The sequence below is a fragment of the Rummeliibacillus pycnus genome (assembly GCF_050459865.1).
GTDB lineage: Bacteria > Bacillota > Bacilli > Bacillales_A > Planococcaceae > Rummeliibacillus > Rummeliibacillus pycnus_B.
The window spans coordinates 12,767-32,970 of record NZ_JBCMNM010000075.1; the positions used below are offsets into that span (position 1 = coordinate 12,767).

17 protein-coding genes are annotated in these 20,204 nt (G+C 34.7%); 2 read left to right on the forward strand and 15 right to left on the reverse strand.

Translation table 11 applies throughout. The annotated features are described in order from the left end of the window. Positions 1-20 precede the first annotated feature (20 nt). The 9 genes from ABE048_RS14840 to mutS all read right to left on the reverse strand — a co-directional run bounded on the left by ABE048_RS14840 (position 21) and on the right by mutS (position 11,025). Complete coding sequence (locus ABE048_RS14840) at positions 21-404, reverse strand: MerR family transcriptional regulator (protein WP_430312041.1); 384 nt, start codon at positions 402-404, stop codon at positions 21-23. A gap of 250 nt (positions 405-654) precedes the next feature. Next, positions 655-1,914, reverse strand: coding sequence for an aminotransferase class I/II-fold pyridoxal phosphate-dependent enzyme (locus ABE048_RS14845; protein WP_430312042.1), 1,260 nt, complete (start codon positions 1,912-1,914; stop codon positions 655-657). A 264-nt stretch (positions 1,915-2,178) separates the two neighbouring features. Beyond that, entirely contained in the window at positions 2,179-2,478 is a 300-nt protein-coding gene (locus ABE048_RS14850; RefSeq protein WP_430312043.1) for a rhodanese-like domain-containing protein, read from the reverse strand. 171 nt (positions 2,479-2,649) lie between these two features. Further along, positions 2,650-2,877: an RNA chaperone Hfq gene (gene hfq / locus ABE048_RS14855; protein ID WP_430312044.1), complete on the reverse strand. Its 228-nt coding sequence runs from the start codon at positions 2,875-2,877 to the stop codon at positions 2,650-2,652. 59 nt (positions 2,878-2,936) lie between these two features. Further along, complete coding sequence (gene miaA, locus ABE048_RS14860) at positions 2,937-3,857, reverse strand: tRNA (adenosine(37)-N6)-dimethylallyltransferase MiaA (protein ID WP_430312045.1); 921 nt, start codon at positions 3,855-3,857, stop codon at positions 2,937-2,939. After that, on the reverse strand, positions 3,836-4,777 hold the full coding sequence (locus ABE048_RS14865) for an alpha/beta fold hydrolase (protein WP_430312046.1): 942 nt from the start codon (positions 4,775-4,777) through the stop codon (positions 3,836-3,838). Before ABE048_RS14865 ends, miaA begins: the two co-directional genes overlap by 22 nt. Beyond that, entirely contained in the window at positions 4,770-6,449 is a 1,680-nt protein-coding gene (locus tag ABE048_RS14870; protein ID WP_430312047.1) for a glycerol-3-phosphate dehydrogenase/oxidase, read from the reverse strand. Before ABE048_RS14870 ends, ABE048_RS14865 begins: the two co-directional genes overlap by 8 nt. A gap of 7 nt (positions 6,450-6,456) precedes the next feature. Continuing rightward, complete coding sequence (mutL, locus tag ABE048_RS14875; RefSeq protein ID WP_430312048.1) at positions 6,457-8,364, reverse strand: DNA mismatch repair endonuclease MutL; 1,908 nt, start codon at positions 8,362-8,364, stop codon at positions 6,457-6,459. Between the two features lie 12 nt (positions 8,365-8,376). Further along, a complete protein-coding gene (gene mutS, locus ABE048_RS14880; protein WP_430312049.1) occupies positions 8,377-11,025 on the reverse strand; it encodes a DNA mismatch repair protein MutS in 2,649 nt (882 codons plus the stop codon). A gap of 388 nt (positions 11,026-11,413) precedes the next feature. Between mutS and gntK the strand changes: the two genes are divergently transcribed. Next, entirely contained in the window at positions 11,414-12,958 is a 1,545-nt protein-coding gene (gntK, locus tag ABE048_RS14885; protein WP_430312050.1) for a gluconokinase, read from the forward strand. Positions 12,959-13,052: 94 nt separating this feature from the next. Here the strand turns inward: gntK and ABE048_RS14890 are convergent, their stop codons facing one another. Next, positions 13,053-13,577, reverse strand: coding sequence for an AAA family ATPase (locus ABE048_RS14890; RefSeq protein WP_430312051.1), 525 nt, complete (start codon positions 13,575-13,577; stop codon positions 13,053-13,055). 192 nt (positions 13,578-13,769) lie between these two features. Beyond that, positions 13,770-14,666, reverse strand: a complete 897-nt coding sequence (gene gnd, locus ABE048_RS14895; RefSeq protein WP_430312052.1) for a phosphogluconate dehydrogenase (NAD(+)-dependent, decarboxylating) — start codon at positions 14,664-14,666, stop codon at positions 13,770-13,772. A gap of 152 nt (positions 14,667-14,818) precedes the next feature. Between gnd and ABE048_RS14900 the strand changes: the two genes are divergently transcribed. Next, positions 14,819-15,664: a MurR/RpiR family transcriptional regulator gene (locus ABE048_RS14900; RefSeq protein ID WP_430312053.1), complete on the forward strand. Its 846-nt coding sequence runs from the start codon at positions 14,819-14,821 to the stop codon at positions 15,662-15,664. Between the two features lie 65 nt (positions 15,665-15,729). On the opposite strand, the gene ABE048_RS14905 is transcribed toward ABE048_RS14900, so the two are convergent. The 4 genes from ABE048_RS14905 to miaB form a co-directional block, all read right to left on the reverse strand. Beyond that, entirely contained in the window at positions 15,730-17,058 is a 1,329-nt protein-coding gene (locus ABE048_RS14905; RefSeq protein ID WP_430312054.1) for a GntP family permease, read from the reverse strand. Between the two features lie 210 nt (positions 17,059-17,268). After that, complete coding sequence (cotE, locus tag ABE048_RS14910; RefSeq protein ID WP_430312063.1) at positions 17,269-17,850, reverse strand: outer spore coat protein CotE; 582 nt, start codon at positions 17,848-17,850, stop codon at positions 17,269-17,271. 271 nt (positions 17,851-18,121) lie between these two features. Continuing rightward, complete coding sequence (locus ABE048_RS14915) at positions 18,122-18,559, reverse strand: RicAFT regulatory complex protein RicA family protein (RefSeq protein ID WP_430312055.1); 438 nt, start codon at positions 18,557-18,559, stop codon at positions 18,122-18,124. Beyond that, positions 18,559-20,106, reverse strand: a complete 1,548-nt coding sequence (gene miaB / locus ABE048_RS14920; RefSeq protein ID WP_430312056.1) for a tRNA (N6-isopentenyl adenosine(37)-C2)-methylthiotransferase MiaB — start codon at positions 20,104-20,106, stop codon at positions 18,559-18,561. Before miaB ends, ABE048_RS14915 begins: the two co-directional genes overlap by 1 nt. Between the last annotated feature and the right edge of the window lie 98 nt (positions 20,107-20,204).

Consider the following 20,204-nt stretch of genomic DNA (forward strand, 5'->3'; position numbering starts at 1 on the left):
AATTTTATAACACTCGGTTCTTATAAAAAGAAACGAGATAAATCACCTTGGCGAATTGAGGATTTCTGCATTCTTTGTGCTTGATGCATTTCCTCTCTTAAAATACGTCTTAAATCATCATCTGTAATTTCAGTTTTTGCTTGATTTGCCAATACTGGCTCGTTCTTCATTGCGAAGACTTTTTTGATACCTGCCATATTAATGCCTTGATCTAGTAAATCTTTAATTTCTAGTAAGATATCGACATCATTCAGTGAAAACATCCGGCGATTACCTTCTGTTCGTGCAGGTGTGATCAGCTCATGTTCTTCGTAATAACGAATTTGGCGAGCGGTTAAATCAGTTAGTTGCATGACTATACTGATTGGTAGTAAAGGCATGGTCTTTCGTATTTCTTTACTCATTTCCTTCACCTTACCTTTCACAATATTTATAATACACGATGTTAGGTTTCTTGTCAATCTCATGTTAGAATTTCTTACATTAATTTTTAACTACTAAAAAAAGCCCTTCAACATTGAGTTTACGAGCTAATATTAGTGCTTCAGCGGCTTGTTCAGACCCGAAATTCGCTATAGCTTTCGAACCGAAAACATCTTTTCAGTTTTCGACCGAGAAATTATTTCAAGGAAGATAGCCGCTGAAAAAGTGTTACTAAAGTGAAGTATGTTGTAAATTCTGAACAGCATTCAAAATAGCGTATTTCACATGTTCATATGTTAAACCACCTTGAACGTAAGCTGTATATGGTGGACGAATTGGTCCATCTGCAGATAGTTCAATACTTGCACCTTGTACAAAGGTACCCGCAGCCATAATGACATCATCTTCGTAGCCAGGCATTGGTGCTGGTTCTGGAGCAAATTGTGCATTAACCGGTGAATTCGCTTGAATAGATTGGCAAAATTGAATCATTTGTTCTGCTGTTTTAAAAGATACAGATTGAATTAAGTCTGTACGTTTTGCATCATAACGTGGTGATGGTGTCATCCCAATTTCTTCTAAAATAGCAGATGTGAAGATTGCCCCTTTTAAGGCTTGTGATACAACATGTGGTGATAAGAAAAAACCTTGATACATATCAAGTAGTGCATTTAGAGACGGACCCGCTTCTGCACCGATACCAGGAGATGTCATGCGATATGAACATTGTTCAACATACTTTGCTTTACCAGCAATATAGCCTCCTACTTTTGCTAGACCGCCACCTGGGTTTTTAATTAATGAACCTGCCATTAAATCGGCACCAAGTTCTGTTGGTTCTACTGCATCGACAAATTCACCATAGCAGTTGTCCACGAATATAATGACATCCTCTTTGATTGCACGAATCTTTTTAATCATGTCGCCGATTTGTTCTATTGTAAATGAAGGTCTTGTTGCATAACCTTTTGAACGTTGAATGGCAATTACTTTCGTTTTATCTGAAACTACTTTTTGGACAGTTTCCCAATCAACATCTCGATCCCCTATTAAATCAACATGTTGGTAGCTAATGTTAAAGTCTTTTAATGAACCTGTATCCTTTTCACCACCGTCTACGATGGATTGTAATGTATCATACGGTTGACCTGTAACATAGATTAGTTCATCTCCTGGGCGTAAAACACCGAAAAGACTTAGCGTAATCGCATGTGTACCAGATATGATTTGTGGACGTACGATTGCTGCTTCTGCACCAAATGCTTCGGCATATATACGCTCTAAATTATCACGACCTTCGTCATCATAACCATATCCCGTTGAAGGATAAAAGTGGCTTTCACTTACATTGTTATTTCGAAAAGCAGAAAGCACTTTTTGTTGATTATAAAAAGCCATTTCATCTGCATGATCGAAGTAAGGTTTCACTTTTACTTCTATTTTCTTTGCTAAGGCTAATGTTTCTTCTGTTAAATTTGACATATATGCCATTTCTATCGACTCCGTTTCTTAAATAAGTCCTATTTTATCTTATCAATTCTTTCTTATTCGTCAACTATTCGACATTTTCCATTGCAACGTATTATGTCCAGTTATTAGGGCAGGAGTGAAGTGGCGTGTTATCACAATTATTTTCCATTCTAATGTCAACAATCGAAATTATCAAAGCCTATACAAAAACAAAAATGACGATTCACTCAAAAAGTGATCGTCATTTAGCATACTAATATAATAGAAATAGAATTAGAAATAGAATTAGAATTCTAATTCGCCTTCCCAAGAACTCATGCCACCTTCCATATTCGTCACATCATAACCTAGCCCTTCTAAATAAGAACATGCACTAAAGCTACGACCACCAGCATGGCATACAAAAATATATGGTGTGTTTTGATCTAATTCAGCTTTTCTCTCAGGAATTTGACCTAATGGAATGTGAATTGCTCCAGGGATAATTCCATTAGCCACTTCTTCATTTTCACGAACATCAACGATATGTAAATCTTCATTTGCATCTAGTTTTTCTAATACTTGTTCAGGGGTAATTGTTTTCATTTATTAATCCTCCATTTTCATTCTATTTATAGTATATATGGGGATTTGCAATTGAGCTACTTTTTTAAAAGATATGCATTCTAAATTAACTAAAAAGCCACTTTATAACAATTTACGCTACAAAATGGCTTTAAAAAGTTATTACCGACATGAGAAAAATGATATTGCGAGCTATTCAACTTCTTGTTGTAAATCTATAGGTTTTGAAGGCATGAATGTTGATATAGCATGTTTGTAAATCATATGTTGTTTGCCATCTACTTCAAGTAATACAGTAAAATTATCGTAGGAACGAATTGTTCCTTTTAATTGAAAGCCATTTAATAAGAAGACGGTCACAAAAATACCGTTTTTTCGTAATTGGTTTAAATAAGTATCCTGTAAATTAATTGATTTCATGAAGATCCCCCTTACCTCTGTATTAGTATTGTATATTCGCTTTCTCTAGTGAATTCCCTTTATTTTTGTAAAATATTATCAATTATTTTTATTGTACCCAATTGCGCATCATACCAATCAATATCCATCTTATTTCTAAAATACGTTAGTTGCCGTTTGGCATAGTGACGAGAATTTTGTTTTAATTGATCGATTGCTTCATCTAAAGTTACTCGACCATCCAAATATGCATAAATCTCTTTATAGCCGATCGCTTTAATTGATTGCACATCTCGAATCCCTCTATTGTAAAGACCTTTCACTTCCTCTAATAGACCTTTTTCCATCATCAAATCGACTCGTTGATTGATCCGATTGTATAACAGTTCTCTATCCATATTTAGACCGACTATTCGATGCTTATAGAGTGGGGTATTCCCTAGATGCTGTTCCACATCAGATTTTTGAACATCACTGTGTTCAGCCATTTCTAATGCGCGAATAACACGTCTTGTATTATTTGGATGAATTTCTGCTGCTGTTTTTGGGTCAACTGCTACTAGTTTTGCATGCATTGCTTCAGGACCGACTTCTGCCAATTCTCGATAATATGCTTGACGCACAGTATCGTCAATTTTCTCTTCTGTAAAACGAAAATCAAATAGCACAGCTTGAATATAAAGCCCGGTTCCTCCTATAATGATTGGAAACTTTCCTTTTGCTCTAATTTCGTCAATCTTAGCACGTACTAGTTTTTGATAATCTGCAACAGAAAAGGAATCGGTAGGATCTTTAATATCTAGTAAGTGATGCGGAATTCCTTCCATTTCATCAGGTGTTATTTTCGCTGTTCCAATATTTAATTCTCTATAAACTTGCATCGAATCGCCATTAATAATTTCACCATCAATTGCCTTTGCTAGTTCAATACTGAGTGCTGTTTTACCAACTGCAGTTGGCCCAACTATCGCAATAACATCTAATTCTTGTTGTAATAACATTCTTTTTTCTCCAACCATTCTAATATCGTTTGAAACACTTGCTCTTTTTTGGATTCATTTAATATTTCATGTCGCATTCCATCAAAGAGTTGTACGGTGACATCATGTAAACCGCATTTTTGCAGTTGCTTCGCTACACGCCATATTCCCTTTGTAAAACTACCTACTGGATCATCAGAGCCACTAATAAATAATATTGGCAAATCTTTGCGAATACGGCAAACTTCATGTTTTTTTGATAATGTAATGATACCCTGTAAAAAATCTACATAAAATTGATTTGTAGAGATAAAACCACAATTTTCATCTGCTATATATTTTTCTACTTCTTTAGCATCAGTACACAACCAGTCAAAGTTTGTAGCCGGATTTTTAATCGCCTTATTGAAATTACCAAAAGAAAGCTTATTCATAATTCTACTTTCTTCAGTTTTCCCTCTTATTATTGACAAACATTTCGCAAGATTTACACCCGCATAATGCTCTATGCCTGCAGCTCCAGTTCCACAATAAATTACTTTTTCGAGTTCATCGCTATATAATTCTGTATATCTTCTTGCAATAAATGAACCCATACTATGACCAAATAAAATCATAGGTGGTAGTTTTCGATTTTGCCGTACTAATTCCGTAACAATTTTAGTATCCTCTACTACGATATCAAAACCATTTTCTTCACTAAAAAACCCTTTTGTCGCTTGATTCAATTTTGCAGTTCTACCATGACCACGATGATCATGCATTGAAACTAGAAAACCTGCATTTGTTAAGAATTCAGCGAATGGTACATAACGATCATGATGCTCTGCCATACCATGAAGTATGTGAATATGCCCTTTGGTTGTAGTTTTTGGTTCATACACGGAAACTGCTAGTTGGTGATGATCCTTTGAAGAAACAGTCAGTTGTTCTTTATACATAGGCTTCCTCGCTAGCAAAATGCGATGCGTCATATAATAGTTCTTCTAGTTCTTTACGATATTGTTGTTCTTCGCTAGGTGTGTAGTGTAAATATTTACTCATTAATCTAGTAACGGGTTGCTTATATTTTTTTACACTATTTATATTAAAGAACATTCTAGAAGAACGACGCACAAAGAAATCTGCTGGTGTATAGGCCATTTCATAATTCATTGCATAGATCAACTGCGCATGTAAATCTAAAGGTAATTGTCGCTCACCGTCTTGCACATCTAATGTGTGAATAATATTAAATACATCATCAATATTTGTACCGTATGTTCGTACTAAATGATAGGCTTCATCAAAAGTTAAACCGTAGCGAGTACCTTCTTTTGCTTTGTAATGGGCATATGCATCAAAATTCTGAGAATTAATACCCTTTGCTCCAGATATAGATAGCTCTGCAGTCACACATGGACCTGCTTTTTTATATTGTTTACTTAACACAATTTTATTAACAATTGTTTCTGCCATTTTACGATAGCCTGTCAGCTTTCCTCCTGCAATAGTTAACAGACCAGTAGGAGATTCCCACACTTCATCTTTTCTAGAAATTTCAGATGGATTTTTCCCTTCTTCATAAATAAGTGGTCGTAAACCTGCCCAGCAAGATTCCACATCTGTTTTAGTGACATGAACATTAGGAAACATATAGCGGATCGATTCTAGTAAGTATTCAATATCTACATCAGTAGCTACCGGTTTAATGGGGTCATCTTCATAGAAGGTATCCGTTGTCCCTACATAGGTTTTTCCATCGCGAGGAATTGCAAATACCATCCGTCCATCTGGTGTATCAAAATACACTGATTGTTGTAGTGGAAATTTTGATTGAGCTATTACAACATGCACACCTTTTGTTAATCGTAATTTCTTTTTGTCATTGATTTTATCCTTCTGACGCATTGTATCAACCCATGGTCCAGTTGCATTAACAACTGTATTTGCTTGCAAAGTCCATGTTTTTTTTGAAATTTGATCATATACTTTTGCGCCGTTTACCTTTTGGCCATCGTAAGTAAACTCTTCTACTTTCGCATAATTTAAACATACTGCACCTAGCTCAACTGCTTTTTTTAATACTTCAATCGTTAAACGGGCATCATCTGTACGGTATTCAACATAATATCCACTACCTTTAAGATTATCTTGTTTTAATAGTGGTTCTTTCACTAAAGTGTCTTTCTTCTTTAACATGGTACGTCTCTCAGATTTTCTGACGCCAGCTAAACGATCATATACATTTAAACCCATAGAAGTTGAATATGAACCAAATTTACCACCTTTGTAGATTGGGAGTAGCATCCACTGAGGAGTTGTCACATGCACCCCATTTTCGTATACAATTTCTCTTTCTCTACCTGTTTCCTTTACAATGTCAACTTGCAATTGTTTTAAATAACGTAAACCACCATGTACTAATTTAGTAGAGCGACTTGAGGTCCCTGCTGCAAAATCTTGCATTTCAACTAAGGCAACAGATAATCCTCTGGATACAGCATCTAATGCAATTCCAGCACCAGTGATACCTCCACCAACGACTAATACGTCGAACGAATAGTTGCTTAATGTCTCGATTACTTGAGTTCTTCTTGCAGATGAAAACACGTAATATTCCTCCTTCAACATTCATCCTTTACATAACACGTTTAAACATTTTCTCAATTTCGTATGTTCTAAAATGAACTATGACTGGTCGACCATGTGGACAAGTAAATGGATTGACCCTCGTTTTCAAATCTTGCAGTAATCTCTCCATTTGAGGTAGATCCAAATAGTGATTTGCTTTTATCGAACGTTTACAACTCATCATAATGGCAGCTGCTTCCCGTAATTTTTTCACGTCTGTTTTGCGTTCTTTCAATACTTGCTCGATCAATTCCTCAATAATTTCTGATTCAAAATCTTTTGGAAACCATGTTGGATATTCTCGAACTACAAATGAATTTTGACCAAATTCTTCAAGAAAAACACCAACTTCTTCTAAAGCTTTCGTATTTTCTCTAAGTGTTAGAGCTTCATCTGCTGAATAATGGAATGTTAATGGTAATAACAATGTTTGTCGTTCATTAACATTTACTTCCCCAACTTTTTCTTTAAAATACTCATACTTAATGCGTTCTTGTGCAGCGTGTTGGTCGATTAAGTAAAAACCATCTCCACTTTGCGCAACAATATATGTTCCGTGAATTTGCCCTACGATTTCAAGTTCAGGGAATGGTTCTTTTGGAGTTTCAGTAGGAACAATTTCTTCTTCCATTACTTCTTCTGACCAGCTATTTTCTTCATCGGAAATTAGATTATTGTATCCTTGCGATTCTTTAATCTCTTCCCAACTTTCTTCTACTGTAAAGCCTTTATCTTGCTCCGTTTTTATTACTTCTTCTTTATACCTTGATGAAAAATCCGTGTCATTTGTTTCAGTTGTTTTTTCCTCTATTTTCGGCTTTTCGTTGAATTGTGGCATATTCGTCGTATTGTAATTAATTGTTTTCCAAAAATTAATTTGTTCAGAAGAAGTTGCTGGTTTTTTCTTTTTCTGAGCTATTTCAGGTGGTTGCATAGAATTACGAATTACTTTATGAAGAGATTCTTCAATTAACTGCATTAAATCTGCTTCTTTACTTAAACGAATTTGTTGCTTTGCTGGATGTACATTGACATCTGTTAAAAATGGATCTCCCTCTATATGAATGACTGATATAGGAAATCTACCGATTGGCAAAAATGTATGATACGCATCAATGATTGCTTTTTGAATTGTATAATGTCGTACCCAACGGCCATTTACGAATATTGACATGTAATTTTTGGAAGCGCGCGTGATTTCAGGTATAGTAGCATATCCTGATATCTTATAATCATTTGACTCTCCTTCAAAATGAACCATTTTTTTGGCATTCGCTACACCATAAATTGCCGCTAGTACTTGGCGTAAATCACCTCGACCATTTGTTTGCAATAATTCATGATTATGATGCACTAACTTAAACGCAATATTGGGATAACATAGCGCTAGACGATTCATCAAATCAATGGTATGACCTAGTTCAGTTTGAATTGTCTTCATATATTTCAATCGTGCAGGAGTGTTAAAAAAAAGCTGAGAAACTGTAATATCTGTTCCTTTACGAAGAGAGCCCGGTTTTTTATCGATGACATGACCACCTTCAAGATGCACTTCGATGCCATCTTCTCCATTTGAAGTTATTAAATCTACTTTCGATACAGAAGCGATACTTGCTAATGCTTCCCCTCGGAAACCCAGTGTTCGAATACGAAATAAATCATGCTCATTATTTATTTTACTTGTAGCATGTCTTTGAAATGATACGAGGGCATCATCTTCATCCATCCCACACCCATTATCAATGACTTGAATAGAAGTCATTCCTGCTTCTTCTAATACCACTTCAATTGAGGTACTGCCTGCATCAACGGCATTTTCAACTAATTCTTTGACTACAGAAGAAGGGCGTTCAACCACTTCACCTGCTGCAATTTTGTTGGACAAAAATTCGTCCATTATATGAATATGCCCCATTTTAGGCACCCCCTATTTTTGTAATAATGATTGTTGCAATGTATAAACAAGTTGCAATGCATCCATTGGTGTTGTACCGGATACATTTAAACGTTTTAATTTTTCAAGTACATCTTTTTCAGAATCTGATAATTCATGCACTGTTACTTCTTTAACTACAGGTTTTTCCTCTTCAAAAAGGGATAATTGTGTTGTTGGTTCTTCATGAACGGTTGACACCATTTGTTCAGGTACTTCTTCTACTGTAACAACTGCCGCAGCCACTTCTCTATGACGAAGTGTTGGTTCCACATCTGTTGCTTCAAATTCTGAAAGCAAAACTCGTGCACGGTCAATAATTGGTTTCGGTAATTCTGCTAATTCTGCTACATGAATACCGTAACTCTTATCTGCAGGGCCTTTCTTCACTTTATGCAAGAACACCACTTTACCATCTTGTTCAGTGGCTGATACATGGACATTTTGAAGACGATCTAATTCATTTTCTAATGCTGTTAATTCGTGATAGTGTGTTGAGAATAATGTGTTTGCACCAATTTTGTTATGGATATATTCCATCATTGATTGTGCCAATGCCATACCATCGTAGGTAGATGTTCCGCGACCAATTTCATCAAATAATAACAAGCTGTTAGCAGTAGCATTTGTAATAGCATGTTGGGACTCAAGCATTTCTACCATAAAGGTACTTTGACCACCTGCTAAGTCATCAGCTGCTCCAATACGGGTGAAAATTTGATCAGTTATTGGTAGTTCAGCTGTATCGGCTGGTACGTAACATCCCATTTGTGCCATCACTGTGATTAAAGCAACTTGGCGCATATACGTACTTTTACCTGACATGTTAGGACCAGTGATAAGCATCATATTTTGGTCTGTATCTAAAATACAGTCATTTGGAACATATAGTTGTTTATTCATCATTTTTTCGACAACTGGGTGACGTCCATTGATAATTTTCAATGCGCGCCCTTCATGGAAAATCGGTTTTATAAAATGATATTTTTCCGTAACAACTGCGAAGCTTGTATAAACATCTAGTTGACTAATATCAGACGCCAGCGCTTGAAGACGAGGAATATATTGTTTTAAGTAGTCACGAATTTCGGTAAACAATTGATATTCTAGTGCTAAGCTTTCTTCTTCTGCATTTAAAATAATGGCTTCTTTTTCTTTTAATTCTTCTGTAATATATCGTTCTGCATTCGCTAATGTTTGTTTTCGTTCATAACGAGAAAGGTCTACAGATTGAATATTCGATTTCGTTACTTCGATAAAATAACCAAATACACGGTTATAACCGATTTTCAAATTTTTAATTCCCGTAACTTCACGTTCTTTTTGTTCTAATTGAGCAATCCAGTCTTTTCCGTTTCGAGATGCGTAACGTAATTCATCTAACTTATCATTGAAACCTTCTCGAATCACATCCCCTTCTTTAATAGAAATCGGAGGGTGATCTGTGATGGCATTACTTAAATAACTTTCTACATCTTGACATAAATCAAGTGCTTGCCCAAGAGGTACTAAATGTTCTTTTCCTGAATTGGTTAGTTGGTCTTTAATTGCAGGTACTTGTCTTAATGATTCACGTAATTGAGCAAGATCACGACCTCCAACACTTCCGAAAGCAACTCGGCCCGCTAAACGTTCTAAATCATAAACCTTTTTCAATAGCTCTTGTAATTCTGCACGAACAAAATAATCTTCTAATAAATCAGTAACGATACTTAATCGTTTTTCGATTGCTTTTTTGCTTGCCAATGGTTGATGGAGCCATTGTTTTAATTTTCGCCCACCCATGGCAGTCGCTGTTTCATCAAGAAGCCATAATAATGTTCCTTTTTGATCACCACCGCGCAGTGATTGGATTAGTTCTAAATTTCGTTTGGAATTTGTATCGATATTCAAATAATTTTTTACTTCATGGAATGTAAATGGTTGAATATGTGATAACGAGCGCATTTGTGTACGTTCAATATAATGTAATAATATGCGACAAGCTTCATGTAATTCTTCAGGAGCTTGCTTCAAATATTGAAGACTTCCTGCTTCACTCATACCTTCATTTTCAATTGACAGTACGATTGAGTAAGTTTCAGCTAACTCTTGTAATTCTGTAAATAAATCCTCTTTTACTACTAATTCACGAATATCAAATGTTTGTAATTGTTGGATTAATACCTTGATGTCTCCTTCAACGTATGTAGTGGTGGACTCACCCGTAGATAAATCGAGATAACTAAAGGCAAACTCAGAATCATTTAATTTTGTACTTCCTGCGATAAAATGATTCGATTTTCCATCGATTGCTTTACCTTCCATAATTGTTCCAGGCGTAATAAGTTGAATCACTTCACGTTTCACAACACCTTTTGCTAATTTCGGATCTTCTGTTTGTTCGCAAATTGCTACTTTATATCCTTTTTGAACAAGTGTTTCGATATAATTTGGCGCTGCGTGATGAGGAATACCACACATAGGGATACGCTCTTTCATACCAGCATCTCTACTCGTTAATGTAATTTCTAAAATTTGTGATGCCTTTAACGCATCATCAAAGAACATTTCATAAAAATCTCCTAAACGGAAAAATAAAAAAGCATCTTGATAGTCTGCTTTTACTTGTAAATATTGTTGCATCATAGGTGTGTAAGCCATATTATTACCTCTCCTGTGTTCCTTTATCTTATCTTTATTATAGCAAAACATAGGCCAAAAATCGTTTTTGACTTATGTTAGAAAGTATTTCCACCATCTCATATTGTTTTTTAATTAAATAATTGGCACAGAATAAATCACATCAAAATAATAGAACCTCATTATTCATATTCGCGCTTAACTTAAATCGAGTTATTTTTTCATAAATTAAATCTATGAATAATCTAGTTATTAATCATGTCTTTTTAAGTCGTAATCCTTTTCTTAATTCTATAAGTCCAGTAAAATAGAACATAAAGAAATATTTTTTCTGATATAATAAATTTCTAAGAAAAAAAATTCATTCCAATAAATTATGATGTTTTTATATAAAGGAGAATCCATCGCAATGTCAAAAATGTCTTATTATCTAGGCGTTGATATCGGTACCACTTGTACGAAGGCTGTTCTATTTGGCAACAATGGCCAAGTAATCAGTATGCATCATGCAGGGTATCCGTTGTATAGTCCTACTCCAAATGTTGCTGAACAAGATCCAAATGAAATTTTACATGCTGTAAAAGAAGCAATCCGTATGGCTATTCAAAAAAGCAACATCGATACGAATGATTTAAATCTCGTTTCATTCAGTGCAGCAATGCATAGTATGATAGCTATCGACAAACATGGCAAGCCATTAACAAACTGCATTACTTGGGCAGATACTCGTGCTACTGAATGGGCGGAAAAAATCAAAAACGAAATGAATGGTCATGAAATTTATAGACGTACCGGTACACCTATACATCCGATGTCACCTCTTTGTAAAATTACATGGTTACATCATGAAAAACCAGAGATTTTCAACGAAACATATAAATTTATTAGTATGAAAGAATATGTGTTCCATCACTTTTTTAATCGTTATATCGTAGATCATTCAATCGCTTCTGCTACTGGCATGTTCAATCTCGAAAATCAGGATTGGGATGAAAACGCTTTAGCAGTAGCTGGCATTACGGTTGATCAATTATCTGAATTGGTTCCTACTACTTTTTATCTTGAAGGATTAATAGAAAATATTTCGGAGGAAATTGGTATTCCTTCTCATATTCCTTTTGTTATTGGTGCTAATGATGGTGTTCTTTCAAATCTTGGTGTCAATGCAATTGACCCAGGAGTTGTCGCTGTCACTATCGGTACTAGTGGTGCTATTCGTACAGTTACAGATCACCCTGTGACAGATCCTAAAGGACGTATTTTCTGTTATGTATTAACAGACAAGCATTGGGTTGTAGGAGGTCCGGTAAACAATGGCGGTATGACATTTAGATGGGTACGCGATGAACTGGCAGCTTCTGAAGTTGAAACCGCAAAACGTTTAGGAATAGATCCATATGATGTGTTAACGAAAATTGCTTCAAATGTGAACCCAGGTTCTGATGGACTGATTTTCCATCCATATCTAGCTGGGGAACGTGCTCCATTATGGAATGCCAATGCTCGTGGATCATTCTTTGGTTTAGGATTACACCATAAGAAAGAGCATATGATTCGCGCAGTACTAGAGGGCGTTATTTTTAACTTATATACTGTTTTTATCGCATTACAAGAAGTAATCGGTATTCCGGAGAAAATTCAAGCAACTGGTGGTTTTGCACGTTCTGAGTTATGGCGCCAAATGATGGCAGATATATTTAATCAAGAAGTATCTGTTCCCGAAAGCTTTGAAAGCTCATGTCTTGGAGCAATTGTACTGGGTATGTATGCATTAGGTGAAATTGAAGACTTCTCTATCGTTTCCAAATGGGTTGGTTCGACTCATGTGCATAAACCGATTCCAGAAGATGTTGAATTATATATAGAACTAATCCCGATTTATATCCGTATCTCTCGATTATTAGAACAAGAATATCATGATATAACGAAGTTCCAGGAAAAATGGGTGAAATAATAGTCATTAATTTTTCTTAAAAAACTAAGAGCAATATTACTCTCATCAGTAGTATTGCTCTTTTGTTTTGTATTTTTTTGTCTTAATATAATATTTATTTCATTATATACTCCATTACAAGTGGAATGTAATTTGACAAAGGCTGATTAGTATCCACTTTTAAGATTTCTAAATTATCTGGTTTTTTACTATTTTTAATCGTATGTTCAAATGCTTCTTTGGAATGTATTTGAGGAATTTGACTTATGAGTCTCTCCCTTGTAGCTAGTCGATTATTGATTAAATCATAGTCATCTATGTAACACTCTATATATTTATATTTCACATTAAATTTCGCTGCTAATTCTACCCCTCTATCAATTAGCTCTTCATAAAGACATGGGCTATCTAAAATCACACTCCATCCATGGGATAAATAAAATTCAATTAATGCCCAATCAACATTGTACGCAATTTGTCCTGTAGTCTGAAAATCAATAGCGATTTCTCCTATAGAATTTATTAAAGCCGATTTTACAATATCATGATCTACAATAATCATATTTTCACGGCTAGCAATTTCTTTTGCTAAAGTTGATTTTCCGGATCCAGGAAAACCAGACATTTGAATAAAGTACATTGAAACGCCTCCTTTCTATTTCCAATAACAAAGATGTTTTTCTTGTTTTTCCATATTAAGAGTTATTATATCTTTAAATGGAAAAATCTGATACCTATTCTATTAAATAGCATTAATAAACGATTATTTTTTTCAAAACAAAAAGGCTAGTTAGCATCGGAAATGATAACTACCCCATTCATTATTAATTATTTATTTTTTCTCAACAGCATGTCCGCCAAATTCGTTACGAAGTGCTGCGACTACTTTACCTGTAAATGTATCTTCTTCTAATGAACGATAGCGCATCATTAGTGAAAGTGTTGTAACAGGAACTGGTGCTTTTAATTCAAGAGCAGTTTCAACTGTCCATTTACCTTCACCAGAAGAATGCATAATGCCTCTAATTTCATCTAGTTTTGGATCTTTAGAAAATGCGTTTTGTGTTAATTCCATTAACCAAGAACGAATAACAGAGCCGTGATTCCACATTTCCGCAACTTTTTCATAATCATAATCATATGGGCTTTTTTCTAATACTTCAAAGCCTTCAGCAATGGCTTGCATCATTCCATATTCAATGCCATTATGGATCATTTTCAAGAAATGACCGCTTCCTACTTTACCAGCATATAAATAGCCTTTATCGACACAAATATCTTGGATAAAAGGTTCGATTACTTTAAATGCTTGTTCTTCCCCACCAATCATCATGCAAGCACCATTTAACGCACCTGAAGTACCGCCACTTGTACCGATATCCATGAAGAAGATTCCTTTTTCACGTAAATCTTCAGCAATACGAATAGCTTCTTTATAATGGGAATTACCGCCATCGATTAAAATATCACCTTCATCAAGAATTCCCTTTAATTGATCTATAGTATTATTCGTAATATCACCAGCTGGAACCATCATCCAAACTACGCGTGGTTTTGGTAGTGCATCAACTAGTTCTTGTAATGAAACAAAGGTATTTCCACCTTCAGTTGAGAACTTTTTAGATGCATCTTTATTTACATCAAAAGCATATACTGTATGTTTATGTTTCATTAAATTTAAACCTAGGTTGTAACCCATTTTTCCTAATCCAATTAATCCGATATTCATCTATAACGCTCCTCTTTAAATTTCTATTCCATGTTCTTAATTTCATTATACTAAAAATAATTTCATTTTCATAATTTAAATTAGAAAAAAATTTTCAACTAACAAATTATGTTATACTACAGATACGATTATTATTTGAAAGGAACTCGTTTATGACACAAAACACTGTAAAGAAAATAAATTCTCTTTACCCTCGTTTAAGCGAAAAGGAAAAGAAAATTGCAGACTATATTCAAGAAGACCCATCTCATATTATTAATAAAACTATTAATGAAGTTTCAGCTGACTTAAATATAGCGGATGCAACTGTTTTTCGCTTTTGTAAGCGCTTAGGTTTTAAAGGTTATCAGGCGATGAAAATTGCATTGGCCTCTGAAGCCATTACACCTATTCAACAAATTCATGAAGAAATATCAGAAAACGATGATGAAAAAACCGTCTTCGAAAAGATATTTAAATCGAATATTCAAACACTCGAAAATACAATGCATATTTTAGATGAAGTCTCAATTAAAAAAGCAGTAACGTTAATGAATCAATCAAAACATATTTACTTTTATGGAACTGGTGGCTCATCTGTAATTGCTATGGATGCTTATCATAAATTTATACGTACAGGTATTAAATGCTTTGCTTTTATAGATTCTCATTTCCAACTTATGTCTGCTTCTCAATTATCAAAAGATGATTTAGCTGTTGTCATTTCTCATTCTGGACGAAATCGAGATACTCTTCAAATTTCAAAAACTGCAAAAGAGCATGGTGCTTCTATAATTGCCATTACAGGATTCCCAAAATCACCAATTAGTCAATTAGCTGACGTCGCTCTTTGTACAAGTTCAGAGGAAACAGAATTTCGCTCTGAAGCTTTGTCCTCAAGAATTGGGCAATTAAGTATAATCGATGCACTCTATGTCAACACCATGGTTCAACATAAAGACGATGCAAATCATGCACTAAAAAAAATAAGACATGCCATTTCACACACCCGCATATAAGAAAAAGGAGAAGACTTTGTGATTAATACAAAATCTTCTCCATCCCGTCTAAAACACCTTACCTATTAAACAAATGCATTCAGAATTAATGCACATACAAATGCTACGAATGAAAGGATTGTTTCTAGGGCTGTCCACGTTTTAAATGTTTCTTTTATGGATAAGCCTAAGTATTCTTTTACCATCCAGAAACCTGCATCATTTACATGTGAGAACATTAATGATCCTGCACCCGTTACGATTACAAGAAGTTCTAAATTAACATCAGGCATATTCGCAATAATTGGTGAGACAATGCCTGCAGCTGTAGTAAGTGCAACTGTTGCAGAACCTGTAGCAATTCGAATTAACCCTGCAATGATGAATGCTAATACCAATGGTGAAACAGAGAAGTTTTGTGCTAAATGACCGATTGTGTCACCAACACCACTTTCAATTAGGATTTGTTTAAACCCGCCACCAGCACCAATGATTAATACTATGGAGCCAACCGGAACTAAGCAATCCTCTGTAAATTTCTTAATTGCTTTTTTATTTTGTCCAAGTCTAAAACCAAGGAAATAATAAGCTGAGAAAACTGAAATAAGTAATGCAATTAAAGGACTACCGATAAAAGTAAACGCACTTTCAAGCGATTTACTTACATGCATATAAGGTGACAATGTTCCAAGAACCATCAATATAACTGGTAGTAAAATAGAGAAGAATGAGATAAATGTACTTGGCAATTGATCTTCAGTTTTTTCCTCTACATGTACAAATTCAGGCTCTTCTTCAGGAGTTACACGTTTGCTAATATATTTTGCAAAAAGTGGACCACCGATAATACCTGCAGGAATCGCAATAATTAATGAATAAAGAAGTACTTTACCTAGATTAGCGTTATAAATTCCAATTGCAGCTACTGCACCAGGATGTGGTGGTACTAAACCATGTACAATCGATAATCCTGCAATGGCTGGTAATGCAATCAATAAGATATTTTTCTTAGAAGCTTTTTGAATTGATATAACCAATGGAAGTAAGATTAAAATCCCAACTTCAAAGAACACTGGAATCCCTATAACAAACCCAGAAAAGAACATAGCCCAAGGTAATTTCTTTTCACCAAAAACTTTGATAAAGAAATTGGCAATCCTTAAACCTGCACCAGATTCAGCTAACATTTTACCTAAAATAGCACCAAGTGCGATAATTCCAATTAAGTGCCCTAATGTACCGCCAACACCTGTTTCGTATGCTTTCACAATTTCATCAAGATTCATCCCAGTGAAAATAGCAAGGAATAGGCTAGCAATTAGCAGACTGATAAATGCATGCCATTTAAAAACTGATACACCGACTATAACAATAATTATCGCTAATAATGTAATAATTAATAAGTATGCGTCCATTATTATATCCTCCATGATTTATATATTCGTATTTTATAAAATGTAAGCATTTTCATTAGCTTTATTATAAGGAAAAAAATTTCTCAAATCAATGCTATTTTCGAAAAAAAATTTATTATTATTTCTGTTATTGAACAGTAATACTTTTTTGCCCTGTAAGTATGTAATCTATACAAAAAAAGTCGGTGTGAAACTCCCGACTTTTTTTGCTTATTTTTTACGGAATGATGATGACTCTAAATTACTTGATACATCCGATGATGAAGTGCTTGATGATCTATGCTGTTCTGATGATGAACTTGATGATGAGCTTTCTTCTTCAAAATCCCATTCTTCTTCAAAATCCATTGGATGAATATTAATGCAAATTGTTGTCTCTCCAACAACTTCCGCTAACAACTCTCTTTCGATAGTGACTACAAAATGATCACCATCAGGTGCAATAACCGCTTCAATACAATTTGGTTGTTGCAGTACGCGGATATACACTTCTTCTTTTCCTGTTGGTTCTTCATCTCGATAATGTAGTTTAATCCGTTCACGATATGGAATAGATTCAGAAAATACTGCAGTTTTAGTATGATTGTTGTATGCATACCATACATTAATATCATACTTACCTGTTACCTCAACAAACTTGCCATTTTTCTTTGCTTGATAAGTATGATTGATCACCCAACAACCTAAAATACTTGATGGACTATTTGGTGGACGTAAAGTTTCACTACATTCCGTTCTTTTTTTGCCCTTTGCAATCACTGCTTTTGTCACAATATGGCGTAACTGTCTCAGCATGATTCCTCCTTTGCTTCCGTTCACCACATCATATGCGGCTTTTGCCTAGGGGGTGCCTAATTCTTAAATAAAAAAATAAATACCTATAGACTTCTGATCATCAATAAGTAATAAATTCTATTCAATAATTTTTGTCATAAAATGAGACATTTATATAATATTCGAAAAGGGATGAAGCGATTATCGCCTCATCCCTTCACTTTATCGTCTATGTATATAAAAAGTCCGAAAAAATAATGCTTTTCTTCGGACCCTTTAACAATTACTCTTATGAACAGCTTCCAGGTTTTGAGTTGCGAACTTTTGAACCTGTTTCACCACGTAAAATATCTCCACCAGTTGCCCCAATTATTTCATCTGTTACATTATTGGCTACTGAGTTTGCTACAAGTTGTAACAAATCATTGACATCACCTTGTGATTGTTTGAATTCAACTACAATTGGAAGCTCATCGATTTCTTCCTCGATTTTTGCGATTTTTTCTTCAATTAATTTTAAAGCTTTTTCTTTTCCATAATGTTGGAAGTTTACTGCTTGTTTTTGTAAGCTTTTTAAACTAGCAATTTTTTCGCGGACAAATTGATTTTCGTTAATTTGTGCTTCTGCACGTTTGAAAAATTCAACTTCTTCTGTGTTGGCAATCATATGTGCAATCTCGTGTGCTTTTTCAATAATATCTTCTTTTGTAAATAATTTTTCTGTCATTATGCTTTCACCTCTTGACTCGATACTACTTCGATAAATTCGCCTTGTAAAGACCATGTCCTTGCTTCAGTAATTTTAACTTTAACAAGTTTTCCTATGACTTCTTTTGGCGCTACAAAGTTTACGAGTTTATTTTTTCGTGTATATCCAGCTAATACCTCTGGATTTTTTTTACTTTCACCTTCAACTAATACTTCAACAATTAAACTATCGAATTTTTTTAGGGATTGACCACAGTATTCATTTACAACTTCATTTAAACGTTGTAGTCGTGCTTTTTTCACTTCTAATGGTACATTGTCTTTCATCTTCGCTGCAGGAGTACCTTCGCGGGGAGAATAAACATATGTGTATGCCATTTCAAAGCCTACTTCTTTATATAGAGATAGTGTTTCTTCAAATTGTTCTTCTGTTTCATTTGGGAAGCCTACAATAATATCCGTAGTTAGTGCAACATCCGGTATAGCTTTTCGAATCTTACGTACTAATTCTAAATAGCTCTCACGTGTATATTTACGCGCCATAATTTTCAACATTTCGCTAGAACCTGATTGCACTGGTAAATGAATATGTTCTACTAAATTTCCTTTTTTCGCAAGTACTTCAATTAGATGATCATCAAAGTCTCTAGGATGACTAGTCGTAAAGCGAATTCGAGGAATATCTATTTTACGTAATTCATCCATTAAATCTCCCAAACGATAGTTTCTGTCTTCGAAGTCTTTACCATAGGCATTGACATTTTGTCCAAGCAAAGTCACTTCTTTATAGCCCTGTGCTGCTAAACTTCGAACTTCTTGTATAATATCTTCTGGTAAACGACTACGTTCTTTACCACGAGTATAAGGTACGATACAGTACGTACAGAACTTGTCACAACCGTACATAATATTAACCCATGCTTTTGTATTACCTTTACGCACTTTTGGAAGGTTTTCGATAACATCTCCTTCCTTAGACCAAACTTCTACAACCATTTCTTTAGATAGATATGCTTCATTCAAAATGTCTGGTAAGCGATGAATATTATGTGTACCAAAAATCATGTCTACTTGATCGTACGTTTTTAATAATTTCTTTACGACTGCTTCTTCTTGTGACATACAGCCACAAACACCAATCAGTAAATCTGGATTTTTTAGTTTTAATGGTTTTAAGTGGCCAAGCTCACCAAAAACACGATTTTCAGCATTTTCACGAATAGCACATGTATTCATTAAAATAACATTAGCTTCCTCAACATCTTCTGTTGGTTCATATCCCAACTGTATAAAAATGCCCGCCATAACTTCTGTATCATGTTCGTTCATTTGGCAACCAAATGTGCGAATTAAAAATTTGCGACCTGTTCCCATACCCATGAATTCTTCATCAATCTTAAAGTCGTTGTGGTATTGTACGTCTTCTTTCCCACGTTTCTTTGCATCTTTTAAAGATGGCGCTGTATAGTCAGATTGAAAATATTTGCTATAGTCTTTTTCTGTTTTTGTAGAAGCAGACTTTGTAGTTTTTACTTGTTGACTAGCAAGTCGTTGTTCTTCATTCATCGGTAGACTCCTTTCGTTCGAGTACCCATTATCCTATTATACTGAATGATAGTCTATTCCTACAAGATATGAGTTTGAAATGTCTTTGTTTCGTCAAA

Bases quoted from the DNA above. Each gene is read 5' to 3' on its own strand.
- ABE048_RS14890 (WP_430312051.1), bottom strand. From the start codon at position 13,577: ATGTACTTTATTCAAATGTCTGGTTTTCCTGGATCCGGAAAATCAACT.
- ABE048_RS14840 (WP_430312041.1), bottom strand. From the start codon at position 404: ATGAGTAAAGAAATACGAAAGACCATGCCTTTACTACCAATCAGTATA.
- mutL (WP_430312048.1), bottom strand. From the start codon at position 8,364: ATGGGGCATATTCATATAATGGACGAATTTTTGTCCAACAAAATTGCA.
- ABE048_RS14900 (WP_430312053.1), top strand. From the start codon at position 14,819: ATGACACAAAACACTGTAAAGAAAATAAATTCTCTTTACCCTCGTTTA.
- gnd (WP_430312052.1), bottom strand. From the start codon at position 14,666: ATGAATATCGGATTAATTGGATTAGGAAAAATGGGTTACAACCTAGGT.
- gntK (WP_430312050.1), top strand. From the start codon at position 11,414: ATGTCAAAAATGTCTTATTATCTAGGCGTTGATATCGGTACCACTTGT.
- ABE048_RS14870 (WP_430312047.1), bottom strand. From the start codon at position 6,449: ATGTTGAAGGAGGAATATTACGTGTTTTCATCTGCAAGAAGAACTCAA.
- miaB (WP_430312056.1), bottom strand. From the start codon at position 20,106: ATGAATGAAGAACAACGACTTGCTAGTCAACAAGTAAAAACTACAAAG.
- miaA (WP_430312045.1), bottom strand. From the start codon at position 3,857: ATGTTATTACAACAAGAATTAGATGTTATTGCGATAGTTGGGCCAACT.
- mutS (WP_430312049.1), bottom strand. From the start codon at position 11,025: ATGGCTTACACACCTATGATGCAACAATATTTACAAGTAAAAGCAGAC.
- ABE048_RS14865 (WP_430312046.1), bottom strand. From the start codon at position 4,777: ATGTATAAAGAACAACTGACTGTTTCTTCAAAGGATCATCACCAACTA.
- ABE048_RS14850 (WP_430312043.1), bottom strand. From the start codon at position 2,478: ATGAAAACAATTACCCCTGAACAAGTATTAGAAAAACTAGATGCAAAT.
- ABE048_RS14915 (WP_430312055.1), bottom strand. From the start codon at position 18,559: ATGACAGAAAAATTATTTACAAAAGAAGATATTATTGAAAAAGCACAC.
- ABE048_RS14905 (WP_430312054.1), bottom strand. From the start codon at position 17,058: ATGGACGCATACTTATTAATTATTACATTATTAGCGATAATTATTGTT.
- ABE048_RS14845 (WP_430312042.1), bottom strand. From the start codon at position 1,914: ATGGCATATATGTCAAATTTAACAGAAGAAACATTAGCCTTAGCAAAG.
- hfq (WP_430312044.1), bottom strand. From the start codon at position 2,877: ATGAAATCAATTAATTTACAGGATACTTATTTAAACCAATTACGAAAA.